General features: G+C 64.0%; 22 protein-coding genes. 18 read left to right on the top strand and 4 right to left on the bottom strand.

The features are described 5' to 3' along the window. Positions 1–28: 28 nt before the first annotated feature. The gene (locus ACYG9V_RS02825; RefSeq protein ID WP_023700210.1) at positions 29–691 is read right to left on the bottom strand and encodes a YggS family pyridoxal phosphate-dependent enzyme; all 663 of its coding nucleotides are present in this window, start codon (positions 689–691) and stop codon (positions 29–31) included. Positions 692–838: 147 nt separating this feature from the next. Between ACYG9V_RS02825 and leuS the strand changes: the two genes are divergently transcribed. Both leuS and lptE read left to right on the top strand, forming a co-directional pair. After that, positions 839–3,466 (top strand): leucine--tRNA ligase, encoded by a 2,628-nt coding sequence (gene leuS, locus ACYG9V_RS02820; RefSeq protein ID WP_023824302.1) that lies wholly within the window; start codon positions 839–841, stop codon positions 3,464–3,466. Then, entirely contained in the window at positions 3,453–4,049 is a 597-nt protein-coding gene (lptE, locus tag ACYG9V_RS02815) for an LPS assembly lipoprotein LptE (RefSeq protein ID WP_023815277.1), read from the top strand. Before leuS ends, lptE begins: the two co-directional genes overlap by 14 nt. 83 nt (positions 4,050–4,132) lie before the next feature. On the opposite strand, the gene fsa is transcribed toward lptE, so the two are convergent. After that, on the bottom strand, positions 4,133–4,789 hold the full coding sequence (gene fsa / locus ACYG9V_RS02810) for a fructose-6-phosphate aldolase (protein ID WP_023688874.1): 657 nt from the start codon (positions 4,787–4,789) through the stop codon (positions 4,133–4,135). 90 nt (positions 4,790–4,879) lie between these two features. On the opposite strand from fsa, the gene ACYG9V_RS02805 reads away from it, so the two are divergent. The 4 genes from ACYG9V_RS02805 to ACYG9V_RS02790 all read left to right on the top strand — a co-directional run bounded on the left by ACYG9V_RS02805 (position 4,880) and on the right by ACYG9V_RS02790 (position 11,219). Next, entirely contained in the window at positions 4,880–7,063 is a 2,184-nt protein-coding gene (locus ACYG9V_RS02805; protein WP_352765208.1) for a primosomal protein N', read from the top strand. 224 nt (positions 7,064–7,287) lie between these two features. Further along, the gene (locus ACYG9V_RS02800) at positions 7,288–9,546 is read left to right on the top strand and encodes a TonB-dependent receptor (RefSeq protein ID WP_352765210.1); all 2,259 of its coding nucleotides are present in this window, start codon (positions 7,288–7,290) and stop codon (positions 9,544–9,546) included. A gap of 15 nt (positions 9,547–9,561) precedes the next feature. Then, positions 9,562–9,936, top strand: a complete 375-nt coding sequence (locus ACYG9V_RS02795) for a hypothetical protein (protein ID WP_155923829.1) — start codon at positions 9,562–9,564, stop codon at positions 9,934–9,936. Further along, positions 9,933–11,219, top strand: a complete 1,287-nt coding sequence (locus ACYG9V_RS02790) for a RhtX/FptX family siderophore transporter (RefSeq protein WP_352596762.1) — start codon at positions 9,933–9,935, stop codon at positions 11,217–11,219. Before ACYG9V_RS02795 ends, ACYG9V_RS02790 begins: the two co-directional genes overlap by 4 nt. Positions 11,220–11,230: 11 nt before the next feature. Here the strand turns inward: ACYG9V_RS02790 and ACYG9V_RS02785 are convergent, their stop codons facing one another. Next, positions 11,231–12,397 carry an MFS transporter gene (locus ACYG9V_RS02785; RefSeq protein WP_352741756.1) on the bottom strand — a complete coding sequence of 389 codons (1,167 nt, stop codon included), beginning with the start codon at positions 12,395–12,397 and terminating at the stop codon, positions 11,231–11,233. Between the two features lie 121 nt (positions 12,398–12,518). On the opposite strand from ACYG9V_RS02785, the gene ACYG9V_RS02780 reads away from it, so the two are divergent. From ACYG9V_RS02780 to ACYG9V_RS02760, 5 genes are all read left to right on the top strand, one after another. Continuing rightward, on the top strand, positions 12,519–14,306 hold the full coding sequence (locus ACYG9V_RS02780; RefSeq protein ID WP_352765211.1) for an IucA/IucC family protein: 1,788 nt from the start codon (positions 12,519–12,521) through the stop codon (positions 14,304–14,306). Beyond that, positions 14,303–15,367 carry a GNAT family N-acetyltransferase gene (locus ACYG9V_RS02775; RefSeq protein ID WP_352765213.1) on the top strand — a complete coding sequence of 355 codons (1,065 nt, stop codon included), beginning with the start codon at positions 14,303–14,305 and terminating at the stop codon, positions 15,365–15,367. The genes ACYG9V_RS02780 and ACYG9V_RS02775 overlap by 4 nt, the downstream gene beginning before the upstream one ends. Then, positions 15,364–17,184 carry an IucA/IucC family protein gene (locus tag ACYG9V_RS02770; RefSeq protein ID WP_352765215.1) on the top strand — a complete coding sequence of 607 codons (1,821 nt, stop codon included), beginning with the start codon at positions 15,364–15,366 and terminating at the stop codon, positions 17,182–17,184. Before ACYG9V_RS02775 ends, ACYG9V_RS02770 begins: the two co-directional genes overlap by 4 nt. Further along, on the top strand, positions 17,181–18,515 hold the full coding sequence (locus ACYG9V_RS02765; protein WP_352765217.1) for a lysine N(6)-hydroxylase/L-ornithine N(5)-oxygenase family protein: 1,335 nt from the start codon (positions 17,181–17,183) through the stop codon (positions 18,513–18,515). Before ACYG9V_RS02770 ends, ACYG9V_RS02765 begins: the two co-directional genes overlap by 4 nt. 110 nt (positions 18,516–18,625) lie before the next feature. After that, positions 18,626–19,321: an aspartate/glutamate racemase family protein gene (locus tag ACYG9V_RS02760; RefSeq protein WP_352765219.1), complete on the top strand. Its 696-nt coding sequence runs from the start codon at positions 18,626–18,628 to the stop codon at positions 19,319–19,321. 16 nt (positions 19,322–19,337) lie between these two features. Here ACYG9V_RS02760 and ACYG9V_RS02755 read toward each other — a convergent pair whose 3' ends face one another. Beyond that, entirely contained in the window at positions 19,338–19,526 is a 189-nt protein-coding gene (locus tag ACYG9V_RS02755; protein WP_023726136.1) for a hypothetical protein, read from the bottom strand. A 138-nt stretch (positions 19,527–19,664) separates the two neighbouring features. On the opposite strand from ACYG9V_RS02755, the gene ACYG9V_RS02750 reads away from it, so the two are divergent. The 7 genes from ACYG9V_RS02750 (at position 19,665) to lepB (ending at position 26,746) form a co-directional block, all read left to right on the top strand. Then, positions 19,665–20,060 carry an AGROH133_08824 family phage infection protein gene (locus ACYG9V_RS02750; RefSeq protein ID WP_023684099.1) on the top strand — a complete coding sequence of 132 codons (396 nt, stop codon included), beginning with the start codon at positions 19,665–19,667 and terminating at the stop codon, positions 20,058–20,060. Positions 20,061–20,306: 246 nt separating this feature from the next. After that, a complete protein-coding gene (locus ACYG9V_RS02745) occupies positions 20,307–20,867 on the top strand; it encodes a F0F1 ATP synthase subunit delta (RefSeq protein ID WP_023688887.1) in 561 nt (186 codons plus the stop codon). Then, entirely contained in the window at positions 20,867–22,396 is a 1,530-nt protein-coding gene (gene atpA / locus ACYG9V_RS02740; protein ID WP_023684101.1) for a F0F1 ATP synthase subunit alpha, read from the top strand. Before ACYG9V_RS02745 ends, atpA begins: the two co-directional genes overlap by 1 nt. A 34-nt stretch (positions 22,397–22,430) precedes the next feature. Beyond that, a complete protein-coding gene (locus ACYG9V_RS02735) occupies positions 22,431–23,315 on the top strand; it encodes a F0F1 ATP synthase subunit gamma (RefSeq protein ID WP_023668672.1) in 885 nt (294 codons plus the stop codon). A gap of 70 nt (positions 23,316–23,385) precedes the next feature. Further along, positions 23,386–24,957: a F0F1 ATP synthase subunit beta gene (atpD, locus tag ACYG9V_RS02730; protein ID WP_023668673.1), complete on the top strand. Its 1,572-nt coding sequence runs from the start codon at positions 23,386–23,388 to the stop codon at positions 24,955–24,957. 109 nt (positions 24,958–25,066) lie between these two features. Further along, positions 25,067–25,474, top strand: coding sequence for a F0F1 ATP synthase subunit epsilon (locus ACYG9V_RS02725; protein ID WP_023668674.1), 408 nt, complete (start codon positions 25,067–25,069; stop codon positions 25,472–25,474). Positions 25,475–25,999: 525 nt separating this feature from the next. Beyond that, the gene (gene lepB, locus ACYG9V_RS02720; RefSeq protein ID WP_352765279.1) at positions 26,000–26,746 is read left to right on the top strand and encodes a signal peptidase I; all 747 of its coding nucleotides are present in this window, start codon (positions 26,000–26,002) and stop codon (positions 26,744–26,746) included. Positions 26,747–26,752 lie beyond the last annotated feature (6 nt).

Raw genomic sequence — 26,752 nt, 5'->3', positions numbered from 1 at the left:
ATCGACAGGTGTCTCGCGAAGCCGACGACTACCGGCTCCCAAAAATCGCCGAGCCGACCCGGACGCTGGTGGCGCCGAAGGCGATCGCGGTCTCGTAGTCGCCGGACATGCCCATCGACAGTTTGGCGACGCCGGCCTCCTTGCCGAGCTTTTCCAGCAGGGCGAAATGCGGGCCGGGATTCTCGTCCGCCGGCGGGATGCACATCAGGCCTTCGATGGCGAGGCCGTGGACATCGCGGCAGCGGGCAACGAAGGCAACGGCGTCGCGCGGCTCGATGCCGGCCTTTTGCGGCTCCGAGCCGGTATTGACCTGGACATAGAGTTTTGGTGCACGGCCTTGCCTAGCGATCTCCTTGGCGAGTTCGGCGGCGATCTTCTCGCGGTCGACGGTCTCGATGACGTCGGCGAGCGCGACGGCTTCCTTCGCCTTGTTCGACTGCAGCGGGCCGATCAGATGCAGCTCGATGTCGGGGAATTCAGTTTTCAGCGCCGGCCATTTGCCTTGCGCCTCCTGCACCCGGTTTTCGCCAAAGACGCGCTGGCCGGCCTCGATGACCGGGCGGATGGCGTCGGCCTCAAAAGTCTTCGACACAGCAACCAGCGTCACGGAGCCGGCGTCGCGGCCGGCCTCGCGCTCGGCGGCAGCGATCCTCGTCCTGACGGCGAAAAACTGTTCGACGGCGCTCGCCATGCCTATATCCTGCCTGTCTTTCTAGCCCTCGCCGGCTCACCGCAGTTGACGGGTCCGGCAATCCATGGTGAACACCGCCACGACATTTACCTTGGCCACCGGGCCTTGTCCGGCGGTCTGCGCCTGCTTTTAAGTGAAAATCATCCGATGGCAACCGAACGATACAATCCGCGCGCGTCAGAGCCCAAATGGCAGAAGGCCTGGGCCGAAAAGAAGCTGTTCGAAGCGCAGAACGACGACCCGAAGCCGAAATACTACGTGCTGGAGATGTTCCCCTATCCCTCGGGGAAGATCCATATCGGCCACACCCGCAACTACACGATGGGCGACGTGGTGGCGCGCTACAAGCGGGCCAAGGGTTTCAACGTGCTGCACCCTATGGGCTGGGACGCTTTCGGCATGCCGGCCGAAAATGCGGCGATGCAGAACAAGGTCCATCCCAAGGAATGGACCTACGCCAACATCGCCGCCATGCGCGAACAGCTCAAGATGATGGGCCTGTCGCTGGACTGGACGCGTGAGTTCGCCACCTGCGACGTCGACTATTACCACCGCCAGCAGATGCTGTTTCTCGATTTCGTCGAGAAAGGGCTGGTGACGCGCAAATCCTCCAAGGTCAATTGGGACCCGGAGGACATGACGGTGCTCGCCAACGAGCAGGTCATCGACGGGCGCGGCTGGCGCTCGGGCGCGCTGGTCGAACAGCGTGAGCTGACGCAGTGGTTCTTCAAGATCACCGATTTTGCGCAGGACCTGCTGGACTCGCTGGACGGCCTCGGCGAATGGCCGGAAAAGGTCAAGCTGATGCAGCAGAACTGGATCGGCCGCTCGGAAGGGCTGCTGGTCCGCTGGCCGCTGGCTGCTCCGGTTGGGGACACGCACGAGCTGGAAGTCTACACGACCAGGCCCGACACCATTTTCGGCGCCTCCTTCATGGCTGTCGCCGCCGACCATCCGCTGGCCAGGAAGGCCGCCGAGACCAATGTCGAACTGGCCAAGTTCATTGACGAAATCAGACATATGGGCACCTCGGTGGCCGCGCTTGAGACGGCGGAGAAAAAGGGCTTCGACACCGGCATCCGCGTCGTTCATCCGTTCGACGACTCGTGGACGCTGCCGGTCTATGTCGCCAATTTCGTGCTGATGGAATACGGCACCGGCGCCATATTCGGCTGCCCGTCGGGCGATCAGCGCGACCTCGACTTCGCCAACAAATACGGCCTGCCGGTCATCCCGGTGGTGATGCCCGAAGATGGCGACGCCAAGACCTTCCAGGTCACGGAAGAGGCCTATGTCGACGATGGCGTGATGATCAATTCGCGCTTCCTCGACGGCATGAAGCCGGAGCAGGCGTTCGACGAGGTCGCAAAGCTCCTGGAGCAGAAGACCATCGGCGGCAGGCCGATGGCCGAGCGCAAGGTGAACTTCCGCCTGCGCGACTGGGGCATTTCGCGCCAGCGCTACTGGGGCTGCCCGATCCCGATGATCCATTGCGAGGATTGCGGCGTGGTGCCGGTGCCGAAGGCCGACCTGCCGGTCAAGCTGCCCGACGACATCGAGTTCGACCGTCCCGGCAATCCGCTCGATCGTCACCCGACCTGGCGGCATGTGACGTGCCCGCAATGCGGCAAGGATGCGCGGCGCGAGACAGACACGATGGACACGTTCGTCGATTCGTCCTGGTATTTCGCGCGCTTTACAGCACCCTGGGCCAATGACCCGACGGAGCCGAAGGCTGCCGATGACTGGCTGGCCGTCGACCAGTACATTGGCGGCATCGAGCACGCGATCCTGCATCTGCTCTATTCGCGCTTCTTCACCCGCGCCATGCGCGCGACCGGTCATCTCGACCTGGCCGAGCCGTTCAAGGGTCTGTTCACGCAAGGCATGGTGGTGCATGAAACCTACCGCGTCGGCGGTGCGTCGAACAATGGGCGCTGGCTGTCGCCGGTTGAGGTCAGGGTCGAGGATATCGGCGGCAAGCGCCGTGCCATCGAGATCGCCACCGGCGAAGAGGCGGCGATCGGCTCACTCGAAAAGATGTCGAAGTCGAAGAAGAATACGGTAAGCCCGGAAGACATCACCGACGGCTACGGCGCCGACACCGCACGCTGGTTCATGCTGTCGGATTCGCCGCCCGAGCGCGACGTCGAATGGACGGACGATGGCGCCGCCGGCGCACATCGCTTCATCCAGCGTGTCTGGCGCCTGGTGTCCATTGCCGCCGAGACGCTTGACGGCGCCAAGCCGCAGGCGGCGCCGGAGGGCGAGGCGGGGGCCGTTTCCAAGGCCGCGCACAAGATCCTGAAGGCTATCGGCGAGGATATCGAGAAGCTCGGCTTCAACCGGGCCATCGCCCGCATCTACGAACTGGCCAATGCCTTGACCGCGCCGCTCAACGACGTCGCCGAGGGCAAGGCCGACGCGGCGCTGAAAGGCGCCTGCCGCGAGGCGGTGGAGATCCTTGTGCATGTGGTCGCGCCGGTCATGCCGCATCTGGCTGAAGAGTGCTGGCACACGCTCGGCGGCACCGATCTGGTCGCCGAACGGCCTTGGCCGGTCTACGATCCGGCACTGGTGGTCGACAACGAGATCGTGCTGCCGGTTCAGGTCAACGGCAAGAAGCGCGGCGATTTGACAATTGCCCGCGACGCGGACCAAGGTGCGGTCGAAAAAGCGGTTCTGGCTCTCGACTTCGTGCAGAAAGCGCTGGAAGGTAAGGCGCCCCGCAAGGTGATCATCGTGCCGCAGAGGATCGTCAATGTCGTTGCTTGACTTCAGAAGGATGGGGCCCGATCTGGAAAAGACGACGCGCTTGCTGCGCCGCACCGCGCTCTGCGGGCTGGTGGCCTCGATGACGCTGATTTCGGCCTGCACGGTCAGGCCGCTCTATTCGAGCGCGCCGCTGACGGCAGGCTCGACTGTCAGCGCGTCGGCGGAGCTCGCCTCGATCGCGGTCAAGCCGGTCAAGACCCGCTATGCCCAGCAGGTCCGCAACAATCTGATCTTCGCCTTCGGCCAGGGTGCCGGCGAAACGACGGCACCGGTCTACATGCTCGATCTCGGTGTCACCGAACTGGTCGAATCGGCCGCGGTGGTGCAGATCCAGACCGACGAAGACGAACCGACGGCAGGCACGGTGACGCTGACCGCAAACTATGTGCTGACCGATGCCAGGACCGGCGTGGTGATCGCCACCGGCAAGCGGTCGATCCCATCATCCTTCGACAAGCCGACGCAGGAGTTCGCTTCCTACCGGGCGCAGCTCGACGCTGAGAACCGCGCCGCGCGTGAACTGGCTGAAATGGTGAGCCTGTCCGTCGCCCAGGACTTGGTCAGGCACGGCAAGAAAGCCTGAGCATTCCCTGGCGCTGCCAACTCGACTTTAGCAGTCCGCAATAAAAAGGCCGGTTTCCCGGCCTTTTTGTATCGAACCCGATCTCAGCCGATCTTCTGGCCGGTCTTGGCCCAGTCGGCAGCGAACTGATCCAGGCCCTTGTCGGTCAACGGGTGCTTGACCAGCGCCTTCAGCGTCGCGGCCGGCGCGGTAACGACATCGGCGCCGATCAGGGCTGCCTGCTTGACGTGGTTCACGGTGCGAACCGAAGCGACGAGGATCTCGGTGTCGAAATCGTAATTGTCGTAGATCTGCCGGATCTCCTGGATCAGTTCCATGCCGTCCGCGCCGGTATCGTCGACGCGGCCGACGAAGGGCGAGATGAACGAGGCGCCGGCCTTGGCCGCCAGCAGCGCCTGGTTGGCCGAGAAGCACAGCGTTACATTGACCATGCGGTTCATCTCGGTGCGGATCGTCTTGCAGGCGCGCAGGCCGTCGAGCGTCAGCGGCACCTTGATGCAGACATTGTCGGCGATCTTGGCCAGGATGTTGGCCTCGGCCATCATGTCCTTGTATTCGACCGCAACAACCTCGGCCGAAACCGGGCCCTTGACGATGTCGCAGATCTGCTTGGTGACCTCGGCGATCTTGCCGCCGGATTTCAGGATCAGCGAGGGATTGGTGGTCACGCCGTCGAGCAGCCCCAGGTCGTTCAGTTCCTTGATGTCCTTGATGTCAGCGGTGTCGACAAAAAATTTCATGGGGGTCTCCTGAAAGATTTCCATGTGCATGCCATGCACATTCGGGGTTGCCCTTTGATCTAGACCAAAGTCGGGGCAAGGTCACGCCCGATGATCGAAGATTCGCCCTTTGTCGCAGCCGCGCCGGTGCTGGTGCCGATGCCCGCCGAACGGCCCTATACCTACGCTGTGCCCGCCGGCATGCGCGTGGTGCCGGGCTCGATCGTGCGCGTGCCGCTCGGTCCGCGCCAGGTTGCCGGCATCGTCTGGGATGGTGCGGTCGAGAATATCGACGCCAAAAAGCTGCGCCCGATCGAACAGGTCTTCGACTGCCCGCCGATCGACCGCGGCATGCGCCGCTTTGTCGACTGGCTGGCGCAGTACACGCTGTCGCCGCCCGGCATGGTGGCGCGCATGCTGTTGCGCGCGCCGGAGGCGTTCGATCCCGAACCATGGATCGAGGGCCTGCAGCGGACCCTCGTCATGCCCGACCGGATGACGGATGCCAGGACGCGCGTGCTGGAGACGGCGGAAGGGGGGCTTGCCTGGACGCGATCCGGCCTGGCGCACGCGGCGGGCGTGTCGTCGACGGTGGTCGAGGGGCTCAAGGCGCAAGGCGTGTTCGAGACGGTGATGATCCCGCCTCGACCGGTGGTCGCCGCGCCCGATCCCTCCTACGCCATGCCGGAGCTGATGCCGGACCAGGCAGACGCGGCCGCCATGCTGCGCGCCAATGTCACGGCCGCTGCTTTCAACGTCACGCTGCTCGACGGCGTCACCGGTTCAGGCAAGACGGAAGTTTATTTCGAGGCGGTGGCGGCAGCCCTCGACCAGGGCAAGCAGGTGTTGATCCTTTTGCCGGAGATCGCGCTGACGCATGCCTTCCTCGAACGCTTTCAGCGGCGCTTCGGCGCCAAGCCGGCGGAATGGCATTCCGACCTGCCGCCCCGAATGCGCGAAAAGGTCTGGCGACAGGTGGCGGAAGGCGGCGTGCGCGTCGTCGCCGGCGCACGCTCGGCGCTGTTCCTGCCGTTCCGCGAGCTCGGGCTGATCGTCGTCGACGAGGAGCACGACCCTGCCTACAAGCAGGAGGACCGTGTCTTCTACAATGCCCGCGACATGGCGGTGGTGCGCGGCCATATCAGCGGCTTCCCGGTGGTGCTGGCGTCGGCGACGCCATCGGTCGAAAGCCGGGTCAATGCGCAGCAGGGCCGCTACAGCAGGGCGGTGCTGTCGGCGCGCTTTGCCGAAGCCGCGCTTCCCGATCTCAAGACGATCGACATGCGGCGCGCGCCGCCGGCCCGCGGCGGCTTTCTGTCGCCGCTGCTGATCGACCAGATGCAACGTACGCTGGAGAAGAAGGAGCAGTCGCTGCTGTTCCTCAACCGGCGCGGCTATGCGCCGCTGACGCTGTGCCGTGTCTGCGGCCACCGCTTCGGCTGCCCGGTCTGTTCGGCCTGGCTGGTTGAGCACCGCTTTCGCGGCCAACTCGTCTGCCATCATTGCGGGCACAATGAGAAGCGGCCGGAGGCTTGTCCGGAATGCGGCACGCTCGACCATCTGGTCGCCTGCGGGCCTGGCGTCGAGCGGATAGCTGAAGAAGTCGTGGCGCATTTCCCCGACGCGCGCACGATCGTCCTGTCGTCCGATTTGATGGGTGGAGTGCGACGGCTGCGTCTGGAGCTTGAGGCCATTGCCAATGGCGAGGCCGACATCGTCATAGGCACGCAGCTGGTCGCCAAGGGCCATAACTTTCCCAGCATGACGCTGGTCGGTGTCGTCGATGCCGATCTCGGCCTCGCCAATGGCGATCCGCGCGCCGCCGAACGGACCTTCCAATTGCTCAGCCAGGTTACTGGACGCGCCGGCCGCACCGGCAAGAAGAGCCTCGGCCTGCTGCAGACTTTCCAGCCGGACCATCCGGTGATGCGGGCGATCGTCTCGGGCGATGCCGAGGCGTTTTACGAACGCGAGATCACTGAGCGCGAACGGGCAGCCCTGCCGCCCTTCGGCAGGCTTGCCGGCGTCATCGTCAGTGCGTTGACGCGGGCCGAGGCCGAAGGCCACGCGCGCGGCCTGCGCCGTGCAGCACCCCAGGCCAGCGACCTGTTCGTGCTCGGCCCGGCCGAGGCGCCGCTGTCGCTGCTTGGTGGGCGCCATCGTTTCCGCTTGCTGATCCAGGGTGAAAAGCGCGCCGACATCCAAGGCTTCATCCGCACCATGCTGGCCGAAGGGCCGAAGCAGCGCGGCTCGGTTCGCGTGCAGGTCGACATCGATCCGCAGAGCTTCTTGTAAGCACAAAGGCTGACGACGCCGCCGGCTGCCCTATGCCGTTTTGTCAAGAAAGCTCAACATCTTAGCGCCCGCTAAAATACGTTCTGCTCATATGCACAGCCCCGTCCGTTGCGGAACAATCCTGATCAAAGAACTCATAAAATAAATGTTGACTCCTTTCGTCATGAATTATAACTGGGCCTCTCCGCTCTGGCACTGGGGACCAGGGCATGGATGGGGGCAGCATGCGCAGATTTTACAGTTCACTTCTTTGGTCATCGGCTTTGGGTTGGTCGATCCTGGCAGGCGCGGCATTTGCCCAGGAAGCCGCCCCGACAGGCAAGCAGGAAGCCACGGTGCTCGACCAGATCCTGGTCACCGGCCGCAATGAAAGGTCCATTTCCAGCGTTGCCCAGTCTGTCCAGGTCGTGGAACGGCAACAGGTCGAGGAAGCCGCGCAGGAAAATATCGACGCCGCGACCCTGATCAGCCGCATCGTCCCCGGCTACGCGCCACGCAACCAGACCGTTTCCGGCGCTTCGGAAACCTTCCGCGGGCGCAGCGTTCTCATCATGGTCGACGGTGTGCCGCGCAACACACCGCTGCGGGACGTCTCACGCATCCTGTCGATGATCGACCTGAATTCGGTCGAGCGCATCGAAGTCATCAATGGCGCGTCCAGCCTTTATGGCGCCGGCGCCACCGGCGGCACGATCAACTTCATCACCAAGCGCGGCGACAGCGACAAGCCGAAGGTGACGGTGCGCACCGGCGTCACCGCCTTCACCGAAAACCCCGGCAAGTCGGCCGGGCCAAGCACCAGTGTCTCGGTCGAGGGCAAGAAAGGCGATTTCGACTATTTCTTCTCGGCGTCCGGTGATCTGTCGCGCCGCACCTATGACGGCCACGGCAACGAGATGGCTTCCGACGCCATGCTTGGGCAAGGCGGCGGCGACCGCACCGGCACGGGCAATCTCTTCGGCGTGGCCGGCTACCAGTTCGATTCCAGGCGCTTCGAGGCCAGCGTCGACTGGACCTATGCCAACCAGAAGCCGGACTGGTTCACCGATTACACGACCAATCCCGTCTCCCCGGATTTCGGCGATCCCTATGAAGGCAAGCCGCTGAAGGAAGATTCGAAATATCTGACCGCCAAATACACCGACAGCGACTTCGCGCTCGGAAACCTCGAGGTCAAGGCGTTCTACAACGACATCTTCAAGCAGTCGCCCTTTACCAAATTCTCGGCCGTCAACAGCCAGGTGTATTTACCGACGAACCCGACGCGGCCGGTGATCCTGCCGCCGGGTACGGACCCGACCGCCGACTTCAACCAGACGGCGCTGCAATCGCGGCGCAGCGGCGTCAACCTGACCGTCAACACGCCGATGGACTTTATCACTCAGGGCAGCACACTGACCTGGGGCGCCGACTACGTTTTCGATGCCACCGATCAGCAGCTGACCAACGGCCAGGACGCCATCTCGCCCACGACCCAGAACTCGGTTGCCTTGTTTGCGCAGGGCGAAATTCCGGTGACGGATCGCTTTCGCATCAGCGGCGGCGCGCGCTACGACCAGTTTTATCTCAACGTTGAAGACTTCACCCGGCCTGCCGCTGCCGTTCTGCTAGGCCGCAACATTATCGGCCTGCCGGCGATCCAGGTGACCGGCGGCTCGTTCGACTACGACGCCGTCACCTTCAACGCCGGCGCCGTCTACGATCTGACCGAAAGGATGCAGCTTTTCGGCAATTTCTCGCAAGGCTACAGCCTCACCGACATTGGCGGCTTCACCCGCCGCGCCGGGTTGAACTCCAACGCCGAGACCTGCGACGCCTATGGCACGGCGATCCGGCCGCTGCTGCCGTGCACCAACGCGCCGGACTATGCGATCAGCTATGCCGATATCGCGCCTGAACCCCAGCTGGTGAACACCTGGGAAGCCGGTCTGCGCGGCGATTGGGGCGACTATCGCGGCGGCGTCAGCACCTATCTGTCGACCTCGGACAACGGCGTCAGCTACGACATCGTCAACAACCGGGTATCGCAGCAGAAGGAACGTATCTGGGGCGTCGAAGCCAATCTCGAGGCAGACCTCAGCGGCATGTTCACGCTGGGCGGATCGGTCGGCTATGTCGAAGGCAAATACGACGCGGATCGCGACGGCCACATCGAAGCGAACGAGTATCTGCCGAACAACCGTGTCCCCTCGACCTACAAGGGCCTGGTCTATCTCACCACCCGTTTCGAGAACGAGCTGACCCTGCGCAGCGAGTTGGAGCTGTTTTCCGGACGCGACCGCATCGCCACCCAGGAACTGGACGGTGCAGCACTGGTCAATCTCGCCGTCTCGAAGACGTTCGGCAATGAAAGCGTGCTGAACCTTGCCGTGCGCAATGTGTTCGACACCTACTACATCAACCCTTCCGCATCGGCGACCCGCGGCGCCGACGTTCCGGGTCTGGGACGTTCGGTCGCTCTGTCCTACCAGATCACATTCTGAGGGGCGGCGGTGGCGGTGTCTCTCCAACGAAACGGTGCATTGGTCTCGCTGCTGGCAGAAGCGCCAGCCGATCCGGCGGATGGCGCGCGCTATATCGAGGCGCTCGGCCGCCTTTCGCAGGAACGGGAGCCGTTCGTGCTCCTGGTCGATATCCGCATCGAGATCGCGCTGAGCGACGCCCAGCGCAAGGCGCAAAACCTCTGGTACAAGGCGGAACGCGAGCAGCTCGAAAAAGCCTGCCGCGCCTGTGCGCTGGTGCGCCCCGCCGCCGACGAGAACATGCAGCGCGTCTGGCAAAGCCTGTTCGGCTTTCCAGTGCTCGTCACCCGCAGCCGGGCGGAGGCCGGCGCCTTCCTGAACGGTTACGCACCGAAGGACTATGTCAAATGAGCGCCGACGCAGACCGGCCGGCGCCAGCCGGGCTTTCGCGCCTGCGGCTTTTCGTCGTTCTCGCCTGCCTTTATCTGGCGCAGGCCATCCCGAGCTATCTGTTTGCCGCGGCGATCCCGCCGATCCTGCGCGAGCAAGGCGTGTCGCGCACCGCCATTGGCTTGATGGCGCTGCTGATGCTGCCGCTGGTGCTGAAATTCCTATGGGCGCCGCTGGTCGACCGCTTTCGGCCAATGGCCCGCGCCCATCGCGCCGGCTGGGTCATCATCACCCAGATCGGCGTCATCGCCGGCATCGCCGCCATGCTTTGGATCGAGCCGACCGATGTCGCCGGTATCTTTGCCGTCGGCCTTGTCGTGAGCCTGTTGATGTCGACCCAGGACATCGCCACCGACGGCTACGCGGCCAAATATCTCGACCCGAAGGACAGGCCGATCGGCAATGCGATCCAGGGCGGCGCCGTCGCGCTCGGCGTCGTTCTCGGCGGCACGCTCGGCCTGTTGGCTTATCATCATGCCGGCTGGCAAACCATGGTGGCCATGGTGGCCGCGCTGTCCATCATCCCGCTGGTCGCCGCCTTCGCCATGCGCGAGACCGATCCCGTCGCCAGCGCGCCGCAGGCGGCCATCGACCGCCCCTCGATCCTGCGCTTTCTGCGCCGGCCGGAGGCACGCCAGATCCTGTGGATCGCGCTCATCTACCGCGCCAGCGAGGGGCTGGTGAAGTCGATGGAAGGCTCCTATCTCGTCGATGCCGGCGTGCCGCTCGATATCATCGGTTATCTCTCGGGCGGTGCCGCGCTCACCGTCGGGCTCGGCGGCTCGGCGCTGGCGGCGTGGCTGCTGCACAACAGGGGCGCCGCCTCGGTGCTCGGCCTGCTCGGCGCGCTGCGAACCATCTGCTTCCTGATCTTCGCGCTGCACGCTTTCGGCGCTATCGCCGGCTTCTGGCCGATCTTCGGCGCCTCGTTCCTGCAGACGCTGGTGCGCTACATGGAGATCGTGGCGCTCTACAGCCTGTTCATGGCCGTGACGTCGTCGGACCAGCCGGGCACCGACTTCACCATCCTGTCCTGCGCCCAGCTTATCGTCTACCTCGTCGGCTCCATGCTTGCCGGGCGCCTCGCCGACATGCTCGGCTACTCCGCGCTGTTCACCCTGGCGACCGTGCTGTCGGGCATCGCCGTGGTGGCGACCTATCGCATGCTGAATGCCCATTTCGCCGATGCCGCAAAAGCCCAGCCGGGTACTCCGATGCAGCCGCTGCCGGAGGTCGCCGAATGAGCGCGGTTTGGCTAGTGCTTGCGAACCATGGCAGCGAGACAGGCAGCGGCCAGCGCCAGCGCCGCGCAGTCGGCCAGCGGCGCAAAGGGCCAGAGCGTGAAGGCAAAGCCGCCGGCCAATGCGCCGATGCTCTGGCCGAGCACATGGGTGCTGGTGAGCCAGCCGGCCGCCGCGCCCTGCTCGCCGGGCTCCAGGCGCTTCATCAGCCAGGCGGTGTAGCCGGGTGTCGCCAGGGCAATGCCGGCCGCCGCCACCACCAGAGACGCTGCCGAGGCAACATGGCTGGCCGTGACGGCCAGCGCCGTCATGCCGACGCAAACCATGAGACAGCCGACGACGACGCTGTTGCGCTCCGCCAGCCGCAGGCGCGCCATGAGCAGTCCCTGGACCAAAACCATGACGATGGCGACCAGCATCAGGGCCAGGCCGGTCACCGTCGTGGCCTGCGTCGCACCAAGGCCAAAACGCTGCTGGGCCATCGGGCCGAGCATCATCTGCACCTGTCCGAAGCCGAGCGTCAGGCACAAGCCCATCGCCAGGCAAGGCAGAGCGCGGCGATCGAAGGGCGATATTCCACGGCCGACGTCGGCTGCCTTGCCGTCGCTCCGTCCGCCGGCTTCCCCTTTGCCCGGCGCGAGCCACAGCAACAGCGGGCTGAACAGGAACAGGATGGGCGGCAGCAGCGGCGACAGGACGGCAGCCGTTGCCGCCAGCGCGCCGGCCAGCCGCCCCATGCTGACGCCGGCGCCAAGCAGTCCCAGCGCGGCCTGTCGCCTGTCATCGGCAACCGAGCGGCTGGCCCAGACCTGCGCCGTCGGCATGACGCCGGACGTGGCAAAACCGTACACGGTTCGCGAAAGCATCAGCAAAGCGATGCCGAGCGCGGCTCCCATGCCGGCTATCAGCAGAATGGCGAACACCGCCTGGCCGGCCAGCATGGAGAGGCCGAGCAAGCGCAGCAGCCTGGCATGGCCAAGCCGCTCGCCCATACGGCCCCACAGCGGCGAGCCGACCAGAAAGGCCGCCGCGCCGACAGCAGTTGCCGCGCCGATCGCAAACGTGTCGAGCCTCAGCCGCTCCATCACCAGGGGAACGAGCGATACGAAGGCCGACTGGCCGAAGCCGATTGCCGAGACCGCGATTGCCAGGCGGCGAAGAAGCGAAGATCGATTTTTCATACTGGTCGTCATAACGCGAAGCTTATTTCCTGGTTAGAATAAATAATCAACAGAAATGTTCTAATAACCACAGCGTATAAGATATAATACTACAGTATTGTGTGGATTTATGAGGATGCACATGGAACAAGTAAAACCAGAATCTTCCTCTGCATTAAGCCCGTTCCTCAACGCGTTGCTGCGGGAATGGGATGGCTGGGAATTCGTCGACGCCAGCCAAACCGGGCTGTTTCGGCCGCAGGCGGCCGTGCTGCGTCTGAATTTCCCTGCCTCGCGCGCGGCGGTGCTCGTCGAGGCGCGGCATCGCTCGAAGGTTGGTTACCACGAGTTCGCGATGCCGCTCTGGCGCCTCGATATTAGTAGCGAGGGGGCCGATGGCGAGGCGTCCGAGATCGACCTTTTCAGTCTTTTGGCGCTGATCCTGGCGGAGCCTGACATTGCCGGCCGGGCGACAGCGGAAAGCCGACTGACCTTCCTGCGCCGCAGCCTGGCCAGCATCGCCGCAATCGCTGACGCGACTGCGGCGCGTGGATCGTCGCGGCCCTTCTCCGAAGGCGATCCTGATTTCATCGATGCCGAAAGCGCCCTGCGCTTCGGCCATGCCGTGCATCCGGCGCCGATGAGTCGCGAAGAGTTCACGCACACGGATTCCGCGCGCTTCGGGCATGAATACTGCAATGCGTTCAAACTGCGCTGGTGGGCCGTCGACCCGACCATCCTCACTGGGGGCAGCGTCGAGCCGCTAGATGTCACCGAGATGGTCCGCGGGCTTGCCGCCAGCGATCCGCAGCTGCTTGCTCGGGCTGGCAAGCAACAGGGCAAGGTTCTCGTTCCGATGCATCCGTGGCAGGCCGTACGGCTCATGCTGGAAGACCGCGTCGAGCGCCTGTTTTGCGCCGGCCGTATCGTCGATGTTGGGCTCGGCGGACCAGCGTGGCGGGCCACGACCTCGCTGCGCACGGTTCATTCAGCTGAAGCCGAGTGGATGCTGAAATTCTCGCTCAGCCTGCGCCTGACCAATTCCAGGCGCATCGTCGAGGAGCATGAGTGCCGGCGCGGCCTTTCGGTGCACCGGCTGGTCAAGGGCAAGCTCGGCTATGCCTTGCAGCGGCGCTGCCCGACCATGACGGTGCTGGGTGAGCCCGCCTGGTTCGGCCTGCGTGACGAAGACGGCCGGCTGATGACGGATACCATCGTCTCGTTTCGCGAAAATCCGTTTCGCGGCACGGGCAATCCGCCGGCTGCCGTTCTCGGCGCGCTTTGCGAGCGCCATCCCGGCCGTACCGAAAGCCATCTGTCCGACCTGGTCAACCGTATCGCCCGCGACGAGAAGCGACCTGTCGAGGAAACGGCGCGTTTGTGGTTCGAGCGTTTCCTTCATGCCGCCATCGAGCCGTTTATCGTTGCCTTCTCGGAATTCGGCCTGCTGTTCGGCGCCCATCAGCAGAACCTCGTCGTCGGCCTCGCCGGCGGCTGGCCGAATGCGCTCTATTTTCGCGACTGCCAGGGCACCGGTTATGTCGAGGAATTCCTGCCCAGGCTGCGCGAATTCGTGCCCGAGGCTGGTCAGGCGGGCGATCATGTCTTCCCAGCGGAAGCGGCCGCGAAGCTGTTCGGCTACTATCTGGTCGTCAATGGCGCTTTCGCCGCCGTCGCAGCCCTTGCCGCCGCTGGCCTCACCAACGAAGACGATCTGCTGGCGATATTCCGCCGCTCGCTCGAGCGGCTGGCCGCCACGCGGATGGCTGACCGGTCCTGCGTCGACTATTTGCTCAACGCGCCGACGCTGGCTGCCAAGGGCAATTTCCTGATCGCGCTGCGCGACATCAATGAGAACACCGAAGTGACCGACCCGCTGGCAGGTTACGTCGAGCTTCCGAACCCCCTGCATGTGAGAGAATACGCATGAACATCGAGGCTGCGAAAAACTGGTCACCCGCCACCGTCGCCGGCAACGAAGGATGGCAGCATCTGGCCTCGGCCGCGGAGCCGCTCGCCATCCGTGCCGGCGATGGCCATGTCAGCCTGGTCAACGCTGAGGGAACAGCGGTGGGACAGGCCCGCATCTCCGACGCGGATGGCCGCCTGCTCCTCGACGATGTCGCGTTCATTGGCGGCCGCCTCGACCAACCGCAAATCCTGGCAGGTCTCGTCGACGCCGCGCTGCGCCTGCATCCTTCCTTCGACTGCGCCTTCCTGCCGGCGGCCAAGACGCTGTGGCCGGTTTCGGCGCTGGCCACCGAGACGGTTCCGGGTGAACCGGAATGCGCCGTCATCCATCGCTCGGTCCTGCGCCAGCTGCCGCTGCTGTGGCGCAGCCAGGCCTCGCATGTCACCTATCCGGCATTGACGACCGCTATCGGCCCGGAAGACCGGCTGCCGCCATTGCGCCAACCGCGCCCCTGCGGCCCGATGTACGAACGCTGGATTCCGGAAATCGGCCTCACCGTATCGCTGCGGCCGATCGACCGCAGGACCGATCTCGACCTCTTCCATCGCTGGATGAACGATGGCCGCGTCGCCTTCTTCTGGGAACTTGCCCAGAGCCATGAGGATCTCGACAAATATCTCGCCGAGCAGGAAAGCGATCCGCATATTTTCGGCGTCATCGCCAGCTTCGACGGCGAGCCGACCGGCTATTTCGAGTTCTACTGGGCCAAGGAGGACCGGCTCGGGCCCTATTATGAGCCGCTCGACTGGGACCGCGGCTGGCATGGACTGATCGGCAATATGCGCCATCTCGGCCGGCCGAAGACGCTGTCACTGTTCCGCTCCGTCACCCACTATCTGTTCCTCGACGAGCCGCGCACGCAGCGCGTCGTCGGCGAGCCACGCGCCGCGCACCAGAAGATGCTGAGCTATTGCGCCGGCGCCGCCTACGACAAAGTCAAGGAGTTCGACTTCCCGCACAAGCGCGCGGCGCTGGTCTGCTGCGAACGCGAGCGCTTCTTCCGCGAGGTGCCGCTGTGACGGTGCAGCAACCGATTGCCAAAGCGGGGGAGGCGACACGCTGGGCCGCGATCAACCGCGACGCCGTCGCCAAGGCCATTTCCGAACTGACCTTCGAGGAGTGCCTGTCGCCGCGCGAGCTTTCGCCCGGCCGATGGGAGCTGACGCCCGGCCCCGGCGTGACCTATCGCTTTGCCGCGACGCGGCGCCTGTGGGGCCAGATCGCCGTCCGTCCGGAGACGCTGACTCGCGACGCCGGCATCGAGCTGCCGGTCGACGATGCGGTCGCCTTCTTCGCCGACGCGCGCGAGACGCTCGGCATGTCGCCGGCAACATTCTGCACCTATGCGAAGGAGCTTTACAACACGCTGATGGCCGACATGCGGATCGCCAAGGCACGCGGCAATCGACCGGCCGCCGATCTAGCCGCGCTGCCGGATACCGAGTTGCAGGCATTGCTCGACGGCCATCCGAAGGCCCCTGCCAACAAGGGACGGCTTGGCTGGGGACGGGACGACTTCGAGCGCTACGCGCCAGAATCGGCCACCGCATTCCAGCTCTTCTGGCTTGCCGCCGCCAGCGATCGCTGCCTGCTGGCGCTTGACTGCGGGCTCGACGAAGAGGCGCTGCTGCAGGCCGCACTCGGCGACTACGAGCGCGCAAGGCTCGAAGCGGCTTTCAGCGCCGCCGGGATCTCGCGATCGACGCATAGGCTGCTGCCGGTCCACCCCTGGCAGTGGCAGGCGATGATCGCCTCGCAATATGGTAGCGAGATCGCCGCCGGCCGGCTGGTGCCGCTTGGCCAGTTCGGCGATCCGTTCCTGCCCTTGCAGTCGCTGCGCACGCTTGCCAATGTGGCACGGCCCGAGGCGCTGCACGTCAAGCTGCCGCTGACCGTCCTCAACACCTCAGCGTGGCGCGGCGTGCCGGGCAAATACATGGCGATCGGCGCCGATCTGTCGCGCTGGCTGGCCACGGTGGCGGCCGCGGACCCGGTGCTCAAGGACGTCAAGGTCTTGCAGGAAGTCGCCGGCGCCTTCTATCCGCATCCGCACTATACCGGCGTTGAAGGCGCGCCCTATCAGTTTTGCGAGATGCTGGGCGCCATATGGCGCGAAAGCCCCGAAAAGGATCTGACAGCGGGCCAGCGGCCGATGATGATGGGCGCCCTGCCGCAGCGCGACGCGCATGGCAGGCCGATCGCCAGCGCCCTGATGGAGCAGTCCGGCCTTGGTCCGGAGGCATGGCTCGATCGCCTGTTCTCCACGGCCTTCGTGCCGCTCTACCACTTCATGTGCCGTTACGGCGTCGGCTTCATCGCCCATGGCCAGAACGTCACCATCATCCTCGACGGAGCGACGCCTCTCGGCGTGGCGGTCAAGGATTTCCAGGGCGACCTCGATCTCGTCGACCAGCCGTTTCCCGAACTGGCCGGCCTCGACCCCAAAATCCTGTCGACGCTGAAGCGTCGGCCACCGGCACATCTTCTCCAGCATCTGCAAACGGGACACATCGTCAGCGTTCTGCGCTTCCTATCCGAGGCGCTGGCCGCCTATGACCGCTTCGACGAGAGGACTTTCTACGCCATCCTGGCCGCCGCCATCCGGCGCTACCAGGCGCAGAACCCTGAGCTGTCGGAACGGTTCGCGCTCTTCGATCTGTTTGCTCCGAAGATCCCACGCATCGCCATCAACAAGGTGCGCTTCGCCATCGGCTACGGCGACAGCGGCGAACGCCCTCTGCCTGACCTTGGCACACCGCTCGACAATCCGCTTAACCCCGAGTCAGCCCGGCGATCTCCCATCAGCCCAGCCAGCTCCATAAGGAGTTCGCCATGACCCATACGCTTGACCTCGCAGGCATCGGCATCGGGCCGTTCAATCTCAGCCTCGCCGCCCATCTCGATGCGGTGGACGGCGTCGAAGCGCGCTTCTTCGATCGGGCGACGCGGCTCGAATGGCACCCGGGCATGATGCTGCCGGGCGTCGAACTGCAGACATCCTTCCTCAAGGATCTCGTCACCGCGACGCATCCGACCAGCCCATGGTCGTTCATGTCCTATCTGGTCGCGCAGAAGCGGTTCTATGAATTCCTCAACGCGGATTTCTCAGCCATCCCGCGGCCGGAATTCGCCCGCTATCTCGGATGGGTCGGTGAGAACTTGTTTTCGCTGCGCTTCGCCAGCGCCGTCGACCGGATCGACTTCGACGGAACGAATTTCGGGCTGCGTATCGGCCGCGAGCAGGTGAACGCGCGCAATCTCGCCATTGCCGTCGGGCTGGTGCCCAACATCCCCGCCTGGGCGCGGGCGGCGGCCTCCGATCAATGCTTCCACAACGCCCAGGCCGCCAACCGCCTCGATCGCCTGAGCGGACAGCGTGTCGCCGTGATCGGCGGTGGCCAGAGCGGCGCCGAAGTGCTTCTGCATCTGATCTCCTCCGACCGCTTCGCCGGCCGCGAAATCGAGTGGATCTCGATGCGGCCGAATTTCCTGCCACTGGACGACTCGCCTTTCACCGACGAACTCTTCACGCCGGGCTATGTCGAAAACTTCCATCGGCTGCCGCAAGGGCGGCGCGAGACGATCCTGGAACAGCAACTGCTTGCCGGTGACGGCGCATCGACGAGCACGCTGAAGGCGATCTATCGCCAGCTTTACACGCTGCGGCACCTCTCGGAGGAAACGACGGCGGTCAACATGACGCCGCACCGCGAAGTGCTGAACGTGACGCGGGAAGGCAGCGAATACCGGCTGATCATGCGCAACGGCTTCGACGGCGCCATCGAGACGCGCACCGTCGATGCGGTGGTTCTGGCCACCGGCTATGCCTTTGCCATTCCTGATTGCATGGCACCGCTCATGAACAGGATCGCGTTGGACGAGCGCGGTCATTACAGGCTCAACGCCAGCTTCGAGGTCGAATGGGACGGGCCCGACGACCGCCGGATCTACGCACTCAATGCCGGCCGGCTCAGCCATGGCATAGCCGAGCCGCAGCTCAGCCTGATGGCTTGGCGCAGCGCCAAGATCGTCAATTCGCTGCTCGGGCGGGCACAGTTCGATCTCGATCTGCCCGATCCGCCGGTTGCCTGGAGTTCAAGGCACACGACACAAAGCCTGCATCATCTCGGCGCCAATGCGAGGATGACCGAATCGGGCGCGCGGTGATGTTTGTGGAGGCGGGCCAAAGAGCGTGGTACGGCGCGCGTTAAGGTTGACATCGACCCGTAAAGCTTTTCTGTGAGACAGATCGTTCGGTCCTGCTGGAGGCTCAGCGCATGAAAACCCTTGGCCTCATCGGCGGCATGAGCTGGGAATCGACGGCGATCTATTATCGCCTGCTCAACGAGATCGTGCGCGAGCGGCTGAGCGGGCTGCATTCGGCAAAGCTGTTGCTCTATTCCTTCGACTTCGCCGAAATCGCCGACCGGCAGCATCATGGCGACTGGGACAGTGCGGGCGTGCTGCTGGCGGATGCGGCGCGCAAGCTGGAGGCGGGCGGCGCAGAGGGGCTTTTGATATGCACCAACACCATGCACAAGCTCGCCGACCGGGTACAGGCGGCGGTGTCGATCCCGCTTATCCACATTGCCGACGCCACGGCCGTCGCGGTCAAGGGCGCCGGCGTCAAGCGGCCGGCGCTGCTGGCGACCCGCTTCACCATGGAGCAGGATTTCTACAAGGGCCGGCTGACGGAGAAATACGGGCTGCAGCCCGTGGTGCCGGACCAGGCCGGGCGCGACATGGTGCACCAGGTAATCTACGACGAGCTCTGCCGGGGCATCGTCAACGCGGCATCGAAGGCGGCCTATATCGACGAGGTCGCCCGTCTGCGGCGCGATGAGAAGATCGATGGCATCATCATGGGCTGCACCGAGATCACCATGTTGATTGGCGAGCGCGATTTCGACATTCCGGTGTTCGACACCACGCGCATCCATGCCGAGGCGGCGGTCGCATTCATGCTGCCCTGAAGGGTCAAAACAAGCATCAGGGCTGGGCAGCCACGGCGACATTGCCGCTGCCGACCACTTTCAGCTTCCATCGATCTGCTTCCGTGCCGGCCAGATTGAGGTGCCCGGTCAGGAAATAAAGGCGATCGGTGTCGGGGCCTTTGGCTGTGCAAAACCGGTCCTGCAGATAGGAGTGAGGCGTCGCCTGACAATACAGGTTGGCCACGATGCTGGCCGGACGCGCGCGCGGCCTAAACAGCCTTCCGCTCCTTCACGAATTGCGTGCCAAAACTGCCGCGCGCTTGACTTCTTTTTGCAGCGACATTCAATACATCCGGCATTGCTGTGAGGGGATGAAAGCAAGATGGAATTTGCGTTTCCGTGGCCGACCAGCCAGGGCGAATGGCTGGCTTGGTCCAGCGCCGTCGTCACCTTGGCGCTCGGTCTGCTGTTTTTCCTCGCGCCAGGGCTGGCATTTCGGATTCTGCGGCTGCAGGTCCGGCCCGAAAGGGCAGCGGCAATCGCGGAAGGGCGCGGCCGGATGTCGGGCTTCTATCTCGGCGTCAGCCTGTGCTGCATTCTGTTGGCGCAGCCGTGGCTCTATATGGCACTCGGCTTTTCCTGGCTGTTCACCGCTTTTGGCCGTTTGCTGTCGATGATGTCGGACGGCGCCAACACGCCTTTCAACTGGGCGTCGATCGTCGTCGAACTCGTCCTGGCCGCGTTGCCGCTTGCCTTCGTCTTCGGCTTTCTGCCCTGAATCGGCAGCCAATCCAAAGGCTTCGGTTGAACTCTGCGGCCGGATGCGACAATAGTGCCCGAAAAGCATGCGGGACGACGCATTGCGGTCTTAAAATGCCTGTGCTAGACGGCAATCGACTTTCGGCCGGGGATAGCGGAAGCCGCGCCTCCGTGCTTGGAAAAACTTAGTAAGGTCAAAGATTTAGCCAGAGTTTTTGCTCGCGCCAACAATCTGCGGCCCCTCAGACAAGAGAAAAGACGGTCCGTGGCTCAATCGTCATCGCCAATCTCGGGTGTCGCAGAACGCTACGCGGGTTCGCTGTTCGAACTTGCGCGGCAGTCGAATTCGGTGGCCAAGGTCGAGGCCGACCTCGACAGTTTCGCCAGGATGCTGGATGACAGCGCCGACCTGACGCGCCTCATCAACAGCCCGGTGTTCTCCAGCGAGGACCAGGCCAAGGCAATCGCGTCGATCGCCGACAAGGCCGGCATCACCGGCCTGACCGGCAATTTCCTGCGCGTCGTCGCCCGCAACCGCCGGCTCTTCGCGGTGCCCGGCATGATCAAGGCTTTTCGCAAGATCGCCGCCGAACAGCGCGGTGAGACATCAGCCGAGGTCACTTCGGCGCATGAACTGACGGCTGCCCAGCAGACCGAACTCAAGGCCGCGCTGAAAGGCGTCGCCGGCAAGGACGTGGCCATCACTGTTACCGTCGATCCGTCGCTGCTCGGCGGGCTGGTGGTCAAGATGGGCTCGCGCCAGATCGATACGTCGCTCAAAACCAAACTCAATTCGCTCAAGCTTGCACTGAAAGAGGTCGGCTGATGGACATCCGCGCTGCGGAAATTTCCGCAATTCTCAAAGACCAGATCAAGAATTTCGGCAAGGAGGCCGAGGTCTCCGAAGTCGGCCAGGTGCTGTCCGTCGGTGACGGTATCGCTCGCGTCTACGGCCTCGACAATGTCCAGGCCGGCGAAATGGTCGAATTCCCCGGCGGCATCCGCGGCATGGCGCTCAACCTCGAAGCCGACAATGTCGGCGTCGTCATCTTCGGCGCCGACCGCGACATCAAGGAAGGCGACATCGTCAAACGCACCGGCGCCATCGTCGATACGCCTGTCGGCATGGGCCTGCTCGGCCGCGTCGTCGACGCGCTCGGGAATCCGATCGACGGCAAGGGCCCGATCAAGGCGACCGAACGCAAGCGCGTCGACGTCAAGGCGCCAGGCATCATCCCGCGCAAGTCGGTCAACGAGCCGATGTCGACCGGCCTCAAGGCCATCGATGCGCTGATCCCCGTTGGCCGCGGCCAGCGCGAGCTGGTCATCGGCGATCGCCAGACCGGCAAGACCGCGATCATCCTCGACACGATGCTCAACCAGAAGGCCGTGCACGACAACGGGCCGGAAAAGGAAAAGCTCTACTGCGTCTACGTCGCCATCGGGCAGAAGCGCTCGACGGTCGCGCAGTTCGTGAAGGTTCTCGAAGAGCGCGGCGCCCTTGAATATTCGATCATCGTCGCCGCCACAGCTTCCGATCCGGCGCCGATGCAGTTCCTGGCGCCGTTCACCGGCGCCACCATGGGCGAATATTTCCGCGACAACGGCATGCATGCGCTGATCAGCTATGACGATCTGTCGAAGCAGGCCGTCGCCTATCGCCAGATGTCGCTCTTGCTGCGCCGCCCGCCGGGTCGCGAAGCCTATCCGGGCGACGTGTTCTACCTGCATTCGCGCCTGCTCGAGCGCGCCGCCAAGCTCAACGACGATCTGGGCGGCGGTTCGCTGACCGCGCTGCCGATCATCGAGACGCAGGCCAACGACGTGTCGGCCTACATCCCGACCAACGTGATCTCGATCACCGACGGCCAGATCTTCCTCGAAACCAACCTGTTCTTCCAGGGCATCCGTCCGGCGGTCAACGTCGGCCTGTCGGTGTCGCGCGTCGGTTCGTCGGCGCAAATCAAGGCGATGAAGCAGGTCGCCGGCTCGATCAAGGGCGAGCTCGCGCAGTACCGCGAAATGGCTGCGTTCGCGCAGTTCGGCTCCGATCTCGACGCCGCCACGCAGCGCCTGCTCAACCGCGGCTCGCGCCTGACCGAACTGTTGAAGCAGCCGCAGTTCTCGCCGCTCAAGGTCGAGGAGCAGGTCACGGTGATCTTCGCCGGCGTCAACGGCTATCTCGACAAGCTGGCGCTGAACCAGGTCGGCAAGTTCGAGCACGGCCTGCTCAGCCATATGCGCTCGGCCGGCAAGGACGTGCTGGACGGCATCCGCAAGGAAAAGGCGCTGTCGGACGATCTGCGCGCCAAGCTGAAGGCCGAGATCGACGCCTTCGCCAAGACCTTCGCTTGAGAAGAAGCCGGACGCTCGGGATCAGGTTTGAAGCATGCCTTCATTAAAAGACCTTCGTAACCGTATCGCCTCGGTCAAGGCGACGCAGAAGATCACCAAGGCGATGCAGATGGTCGCCGCGGCGAAGCTGCGCCGCGCGCAGGAAGCGGCGGAAGCGGCGCGTCCCTATTCCGAGCGGATGGGTGCGGTGCTGGCCAATATCACGCAGGCGATCGGCGGCGGCGGCGATGCCCCGGCGCTGATGACCGGCACCGGCAAGGACGATGTGCATCTGCTCGTCGTCTGCACGGCCGAGCGCGGCCTGTGCGGCGGCTTCAACTCGCAGATCGCACGTCTGGCCCGCGACCATATCCGCCGGCTTCTGGCCGACGGCAAGCAGGTCAAGATCATCTGCGTCGGCAAGAAGGGTTTCGACATTCTGCGCCGAGACTATGCCTCGCTGATTATCGACCGCGTCGACCTACGCGATGTCAAGAAGCTCGGCTTCGTCAATGCCGATGCGATCGCCCGTAAGATCATCCATCTGTTCGGCGAAGGCGGCTTCGATATCTGCACGCTGTTTTATTCGCAGTTCAAGTCGGTGATCAGCCAGATTCCGACCGCGCAGCAGATCATTCCTGCCGGCGTGGCTTCGGCTCCCGCCGAAGCGACCGCCGGTGGCAATGCCGTCTACGAATACGAGCCGGAGCCGGGCGAGATCCTCACCGACCTCATTCCGCGCAACATCTCGGTCCAGGTCTTCCGCGCGCTGCTCGAAAACGCAGCCGGCGAGATGGGCGCCAAAATGAGCGCCATGGACAATGCAACGCGCAATGCCGGCGACATGATCAACAAACTGTCGATCACCTATAACCGCCAGCGGCAGGCGCAGATCACCAAGGAACTGATCGAAATCATTTCGGGCGCCGAAGCGCTCTAGGCGCGACCGCCAGGAGGTCATCGACCTTCTGATGGAGCGTGAGAAACAAAGGACGAGAAGGGTAAAGACGATGGCGAAAGCAGCGACCCCCGCGAAGACGGCCCCCAAAGCGGCCGCAAAGGCTCCGGCAGCAGCGGCGAAGGCCGCTCCGGCCAAGAAGGCGGCCGCGCCCGCCAAGGCCGCGGCCCCGGCAGCGAAGACGACGAGCGTTGCCGTCAAGAAGACCGGCGCCATCGGCAAGGTTCGCCAGGTCATCGGCGCCGTCGTCGACGTGCAGTTCGGTGATCATCTGCCGGCCATTTTGAACGCCATCGAAACCTCCAATGTCGGCAACCGCCTGGTGCTCGAAGTTGCCCAGCATCTGGGCGAAAACACCGTGCGCTGCATCGCCATGGATTCCACCGAAGGCCTGGTTCGCGGCCAGGACGTCTATGACACCGGCGCGCCGATCACCGTTCCGGTCGGCCCGGGCATGCTCGGCCGCATCATCAACGTCATCGGCGAGCCGGTCGACGAAGAAGGCCCGGTCGACGGCATCGAGATGCGCGCCATCCACCAGCCGGCGCCTACCTATGTCGAACAGTCGACGGAAGCGCAGATCCTGATCACCGGCATCAAGGTGCTCGACCTTCTGGCGCCCTACGCCCGCGGAGGCAAGATCGGCCTGTTCGGCGGCGCCGGCGTCGGCAAGACGGTTCTGATCCAGGAGCTGATCAACAACGTCGCCAAGGCGCATGGCGGCTTCTCGGTCTTCGCCGGCGTCGGCGAGCGCACCCGCGAGGGCAACGATCTTTATCACGAGTTCATCGAGTCCGGCGTCAACAAGAAGGGCGGCGGCGAAGGCTCCAAGGCGGCACTGGTCTATGGCCAGATGAACGAGCCGCCGGGCGCGCGTGCCCGCGTCGGCCTGACCGGCCTGACGGTCGCCGAATATTTCCGCGACCAGGGCCAGGACGTGCTGTTCTTCGTCGACAACATCTTCCGCTTCACGCAGGCCGGTTCTGAAGTGTCGGCGCTGCTCGGCCGTATTCCTTCGGCCGTGGGTTACCAGCCAACGCTGGCCACCGACATGGGTGCGCTGCAGGAACGCATCACCACAACGACCAAGGGTTCGATCACTTCGGTGCAGGCGATCTACGTGCCGGCCGACGATTTGACCGACCCGGCGCCTGCGACCTCGTTCGCCCACCTGGACGCGACGACCGTGCTCAACCGCGCGATCTCGGAAAAGGGCATCTACCCCGCCGTCGATCCGCTCGACTCGACCTCGCGCATGCTCGATCCGCTGGTCGTCGGCGAGGAGCACTATGCCGTCGCCCGCCAGGTGCAGTCGATCCTCCAGCGCTACAAGTCGCTGCAGGACATTATCGCCATCCTTGGCATGGATGAGCTGTCGGAAGAGGACAAGCAGACGGTGGCCCGCGCCCGCAAGATCGAGCGCTTCCTGTCGCAGCCGTTCTTCGTCGCCGAAGTGTTTACGGGTGCGCCGGGCAAGCTGGTCGACCTCGCCGACACAATCAAGGGCTTCAAGGGCCTCTGCAACGGCGACTACGATCACCTGCCGGAAGCCGCCTTCTACATGGTCGGCGGCATCGACGAAGCGGTCGAGAAGGCTCAGCGCCTGGCGGCTGAAGCAGCGTAATCAAGGCAATAGGGAGTAGTCAGTAGTCAGTAGTGAATAGCGGCCGGGTGATCAGGACAGCTGTCCTCTCCCTACTCCCTACTCACTATTCCCTACTCACTAAATTGACATGGCTGAAGCTTTCAAGTTCGAACTGGTCTCGCCGGAGCGCCTCCTGGTTTCCGAGCAGGTCGAGTCCGTCGTCATTCCAGGCGCCGAAGGTGAAATGACAGTCATGGCGCACCATGCGCCAGTCATGACCACGATCAAGCCGGGCGTCGTCACGCTGAAGACCGCCGGCGGCAAGGAAGAGCGCTATGTGGTGTTCGGCGGCTTTGCCGACATCGTCCCTGCCGGCTGCACGCTGCTCGCCGAATCGGCGGTCGCCGTCGGCGATATCGACCGCGCCGATCTCGCCCGCCGCATCCAGGAAGCCAAGGAAGACGCCGCCGACGCCAAGGACGACCAGAGCCGCAGCAAGGCGGAGCAGTTCCTTAGCCAGCTTACCACGCTCGAAGGCGCGCTGCTGCCGGCGTAAGCCGCAGAATGACTTGAAGAAAAGGCCGGGCTCAGCCCGGCTTTTTTGTTGCGGCCGCCATCCTGGATCGTCTCGCATAGGCGCAGGGCCTTGGCGGGATTTCAGGGCGGGCAGCCAGCATGATCAGATCGGGTGGCGGCATGCCGGCTGCCAGTCAGGGCGAGATGAGCTTGTATTAGGCGATGGCGCCGGCGGAACCGCGATTTGGCTGCGGCGGTACAGTCGGATCGGGGCTTGCCCCTGCTTTCTGGTTGTTCGACAGTCCGGCTGTCTATCGATTTGGGGTGGCCGATGACGGAACAGACAACGCAACCGGAAGCGGCCTCGCGATCCCGGTGGACGACGGCGCTGATCGCGGCCTTTGGCGGTCCGTTCGGCGGGTTCCTTTGGATCGGCGCCGGCCGGCCGGCGGTTGCCAGCCTGGTGGTGATCAGCGCCATAAGCATTGCGCTGACATATGTGGGATTCCCGGTTCTGCCGGGGGTCGATCTCGCCTGGCTGGTGGATCTCTCCAGTTTAGGTCTCATGGTCCTGTGGGTAGCGCTCGTCGTGCCTTTCGCGTCACGATACAGACCGAACCGGTGGTATTCACACGGCCTTTCGGTGCTGCTGTTGGCCGTGCTGACCTCCTACGGAGCCGCGTTAGCGATCCGCACATTCCTCTTCCAGCCGTTTTCGACCCCGGCAGGCAGCATGACAACAACGCTGGAACTCGGCGACTATTTCTTCGTCTCGAAGTTTGCCTATGGTTACAGCCGCTACAGTGTTCCTCTTGGGCTGCTGCCCTTCGAAGGCCGGATCTTTGCCGCCGAGCCGAAGCGCGGAGATATTGTGGTGTTCAAATTTCCAGCGGATCCGAGCATCGACTACGTCAAGCGGGTCGTTGGACTGCCGGGCGACAAAATCCAGATGGTCGACGGAATCCTTCGCATCAATGGTGTGGCGGTCAAACTCGAGGATGTTGGTCCGTACAGCTCCGAGGACTCTCCCCAAAGCGCCAGACTGCAACGTGAAACCCTCCCCAACGGCGTTTCCTATTCCGTCATCAGTCTTACGGACAATTCAATAACCGACAACACGCGGGTGTTCGACGTGCCCGAAGGCCACTATTTCGTGCTTGGCGACAACAGGGATAATTCCTCCGATAGCCGGCTCAGTGTCGGCTTCGTTCCTGCCGAAAACCTGGTCGGCAAGGCAGTGCGACTGTTCTGGAATTCGCAAGGCACGGAGTATTCGTCGCGGCAGAGGCTGGACGCTCCGGCGGGACAATAGGCTTGA

The organism is Mesorhizobium sp. W016 (genome assembly GCF_054719485.1).
Note: the sequence above shows the minus strand (reverse complement) of the source record. Positions and strands in the feature narration are given on the sequence as shown.

Excerpts from the sequence above, each read along its gene's own strand:
- ACYG9V_RS02825 (WP_023700210.1), bottom strand. The coding sequence starts at position 691 with ATGGCGAGCGCCGTCGAACAGTTTTTCGCCGTCAGGACGAGGATCGCT.
- leuS (WP_023824302.1), top strand. The coding sequence starts at position 839 with ATGGCAACCGAACGATACAATCCGCGCGCGTCAGAGCCCAAATGGCAG.
- lptE (WP_023815277.1), top strand. The coding sequence starts at position 3,453 with ATGTCGTTGCTTGACTTCAGAAGGATGGGGCCCGATCTGGAAAAGACG.
- fsa (WP_023688874.1), bottom strand. The coding sequence starts at position 4,789 with ATGAAATTTTTTGTCGACACCGCTGACATCAAGGACATCAAGGAACTG.
- ACYG9V_RS02805 (WP_352765208.1), top strand. The coding sequence starts at position 4,880 with ATGATCGAAGATTCGCCCTTTGTCGCAGCCGCGCCGGTGCTGGTGCCG.
- ACYG9V_RS02800 (WP_352765210.1), top strand. The coding sequence starts at position 7,288 with ATGCGCAGATTTTACAGTTCACTTCTTTGGTCATCGGCTTTGGGTTGG.
- ACYG9V_RS02790 (WP_352596762.1), top strand. The coding sequence starts at position 9,933 with ATGAGCGCCGACGCAGACCGGCCGGCGCCAGCCGGGCTTTCGCGCCTG.
- ACYG9V_RS02785 (WP_352741756.1), bottom strand. The coding sequence starts at position 12,397 with ATGAAAAATCGATCTTCGCTTCTTCGCCGCCTGGCAATCGCGGTCTCG.
- ACYG9V_RS02780 (WP_352765211.1), top strand. The coding sequence starts at position 12,519 with ATGGAACAAGTAAAACCAGAATCTTCCTCTGCATTAAGCCCGTTCCTC.
- ACYG9V_RS02775 (WP_352765213.1), top strand. The coding sequence starts at position 14,303 with ATGAACATCGAGGCTGCGAAAAACTGGTCACCCGCCACCGTCGCCGGC.
- ACYG9V_RS02765 (WP_352765217.1), top strand. The coding sequence starts at position 17,181 with ATGACCCATACGCTTGACCTCGCAGGCATCGGCATCGGGCCGTTCAAT.
- ACYG9V_RS02760 (WP_352765219.1), top strand. The coding sequence starts at position 18,626 with ATGAAAACCCTTGGCCTCATCGGCGGCATGAGCTGGGAATCGACGGCG.
- ACYG9V_RS02750 (WP_023684099.1), top strand. The coding sequence starts at position 19,665 with ATGGAATTTGCGTTTCCGTGGCCGACCAGCCAGGGCGAATGGCTGGCT.
- atpA (WP_023684101.1), top strand. The coding sequence starts at position 20,867 with ATGGACATCCGCGCTGCGGAAATTTCCGCAATTCTCAAAGACCAGATC.
- ACYG9V_RS02735 (WP_023668672.1), top strand. The coding sequence starts at position 22,431 with ATGCCTTCATTAAAAGACCTTCGTAACCGTATCGCCTCGGTCAAGGCG.
- atpD (WP_023668673.1), top strand. The coding sequence starts at position 23,386 with ATGGCGAAAGCAGCGACCCCCGCGAAGACGGCCCCCAAAGCGGCCGCA.
- ACYG9V_RS02725 (WP_023668674.1), top strand. The coding sequence starts at position 25,067 with ATGGCTGAAGCTTTCAAGTTCGAACTGGTCTCGCCGGAGCGCCTCCTG.
- lepB (WP_352765279.1), top strand. The coding sequence starts at position 26,000 with ATGGTCCTGTGGGTAGCGCTCGTCGTGCCTTTCGCGTCACGATACAGA.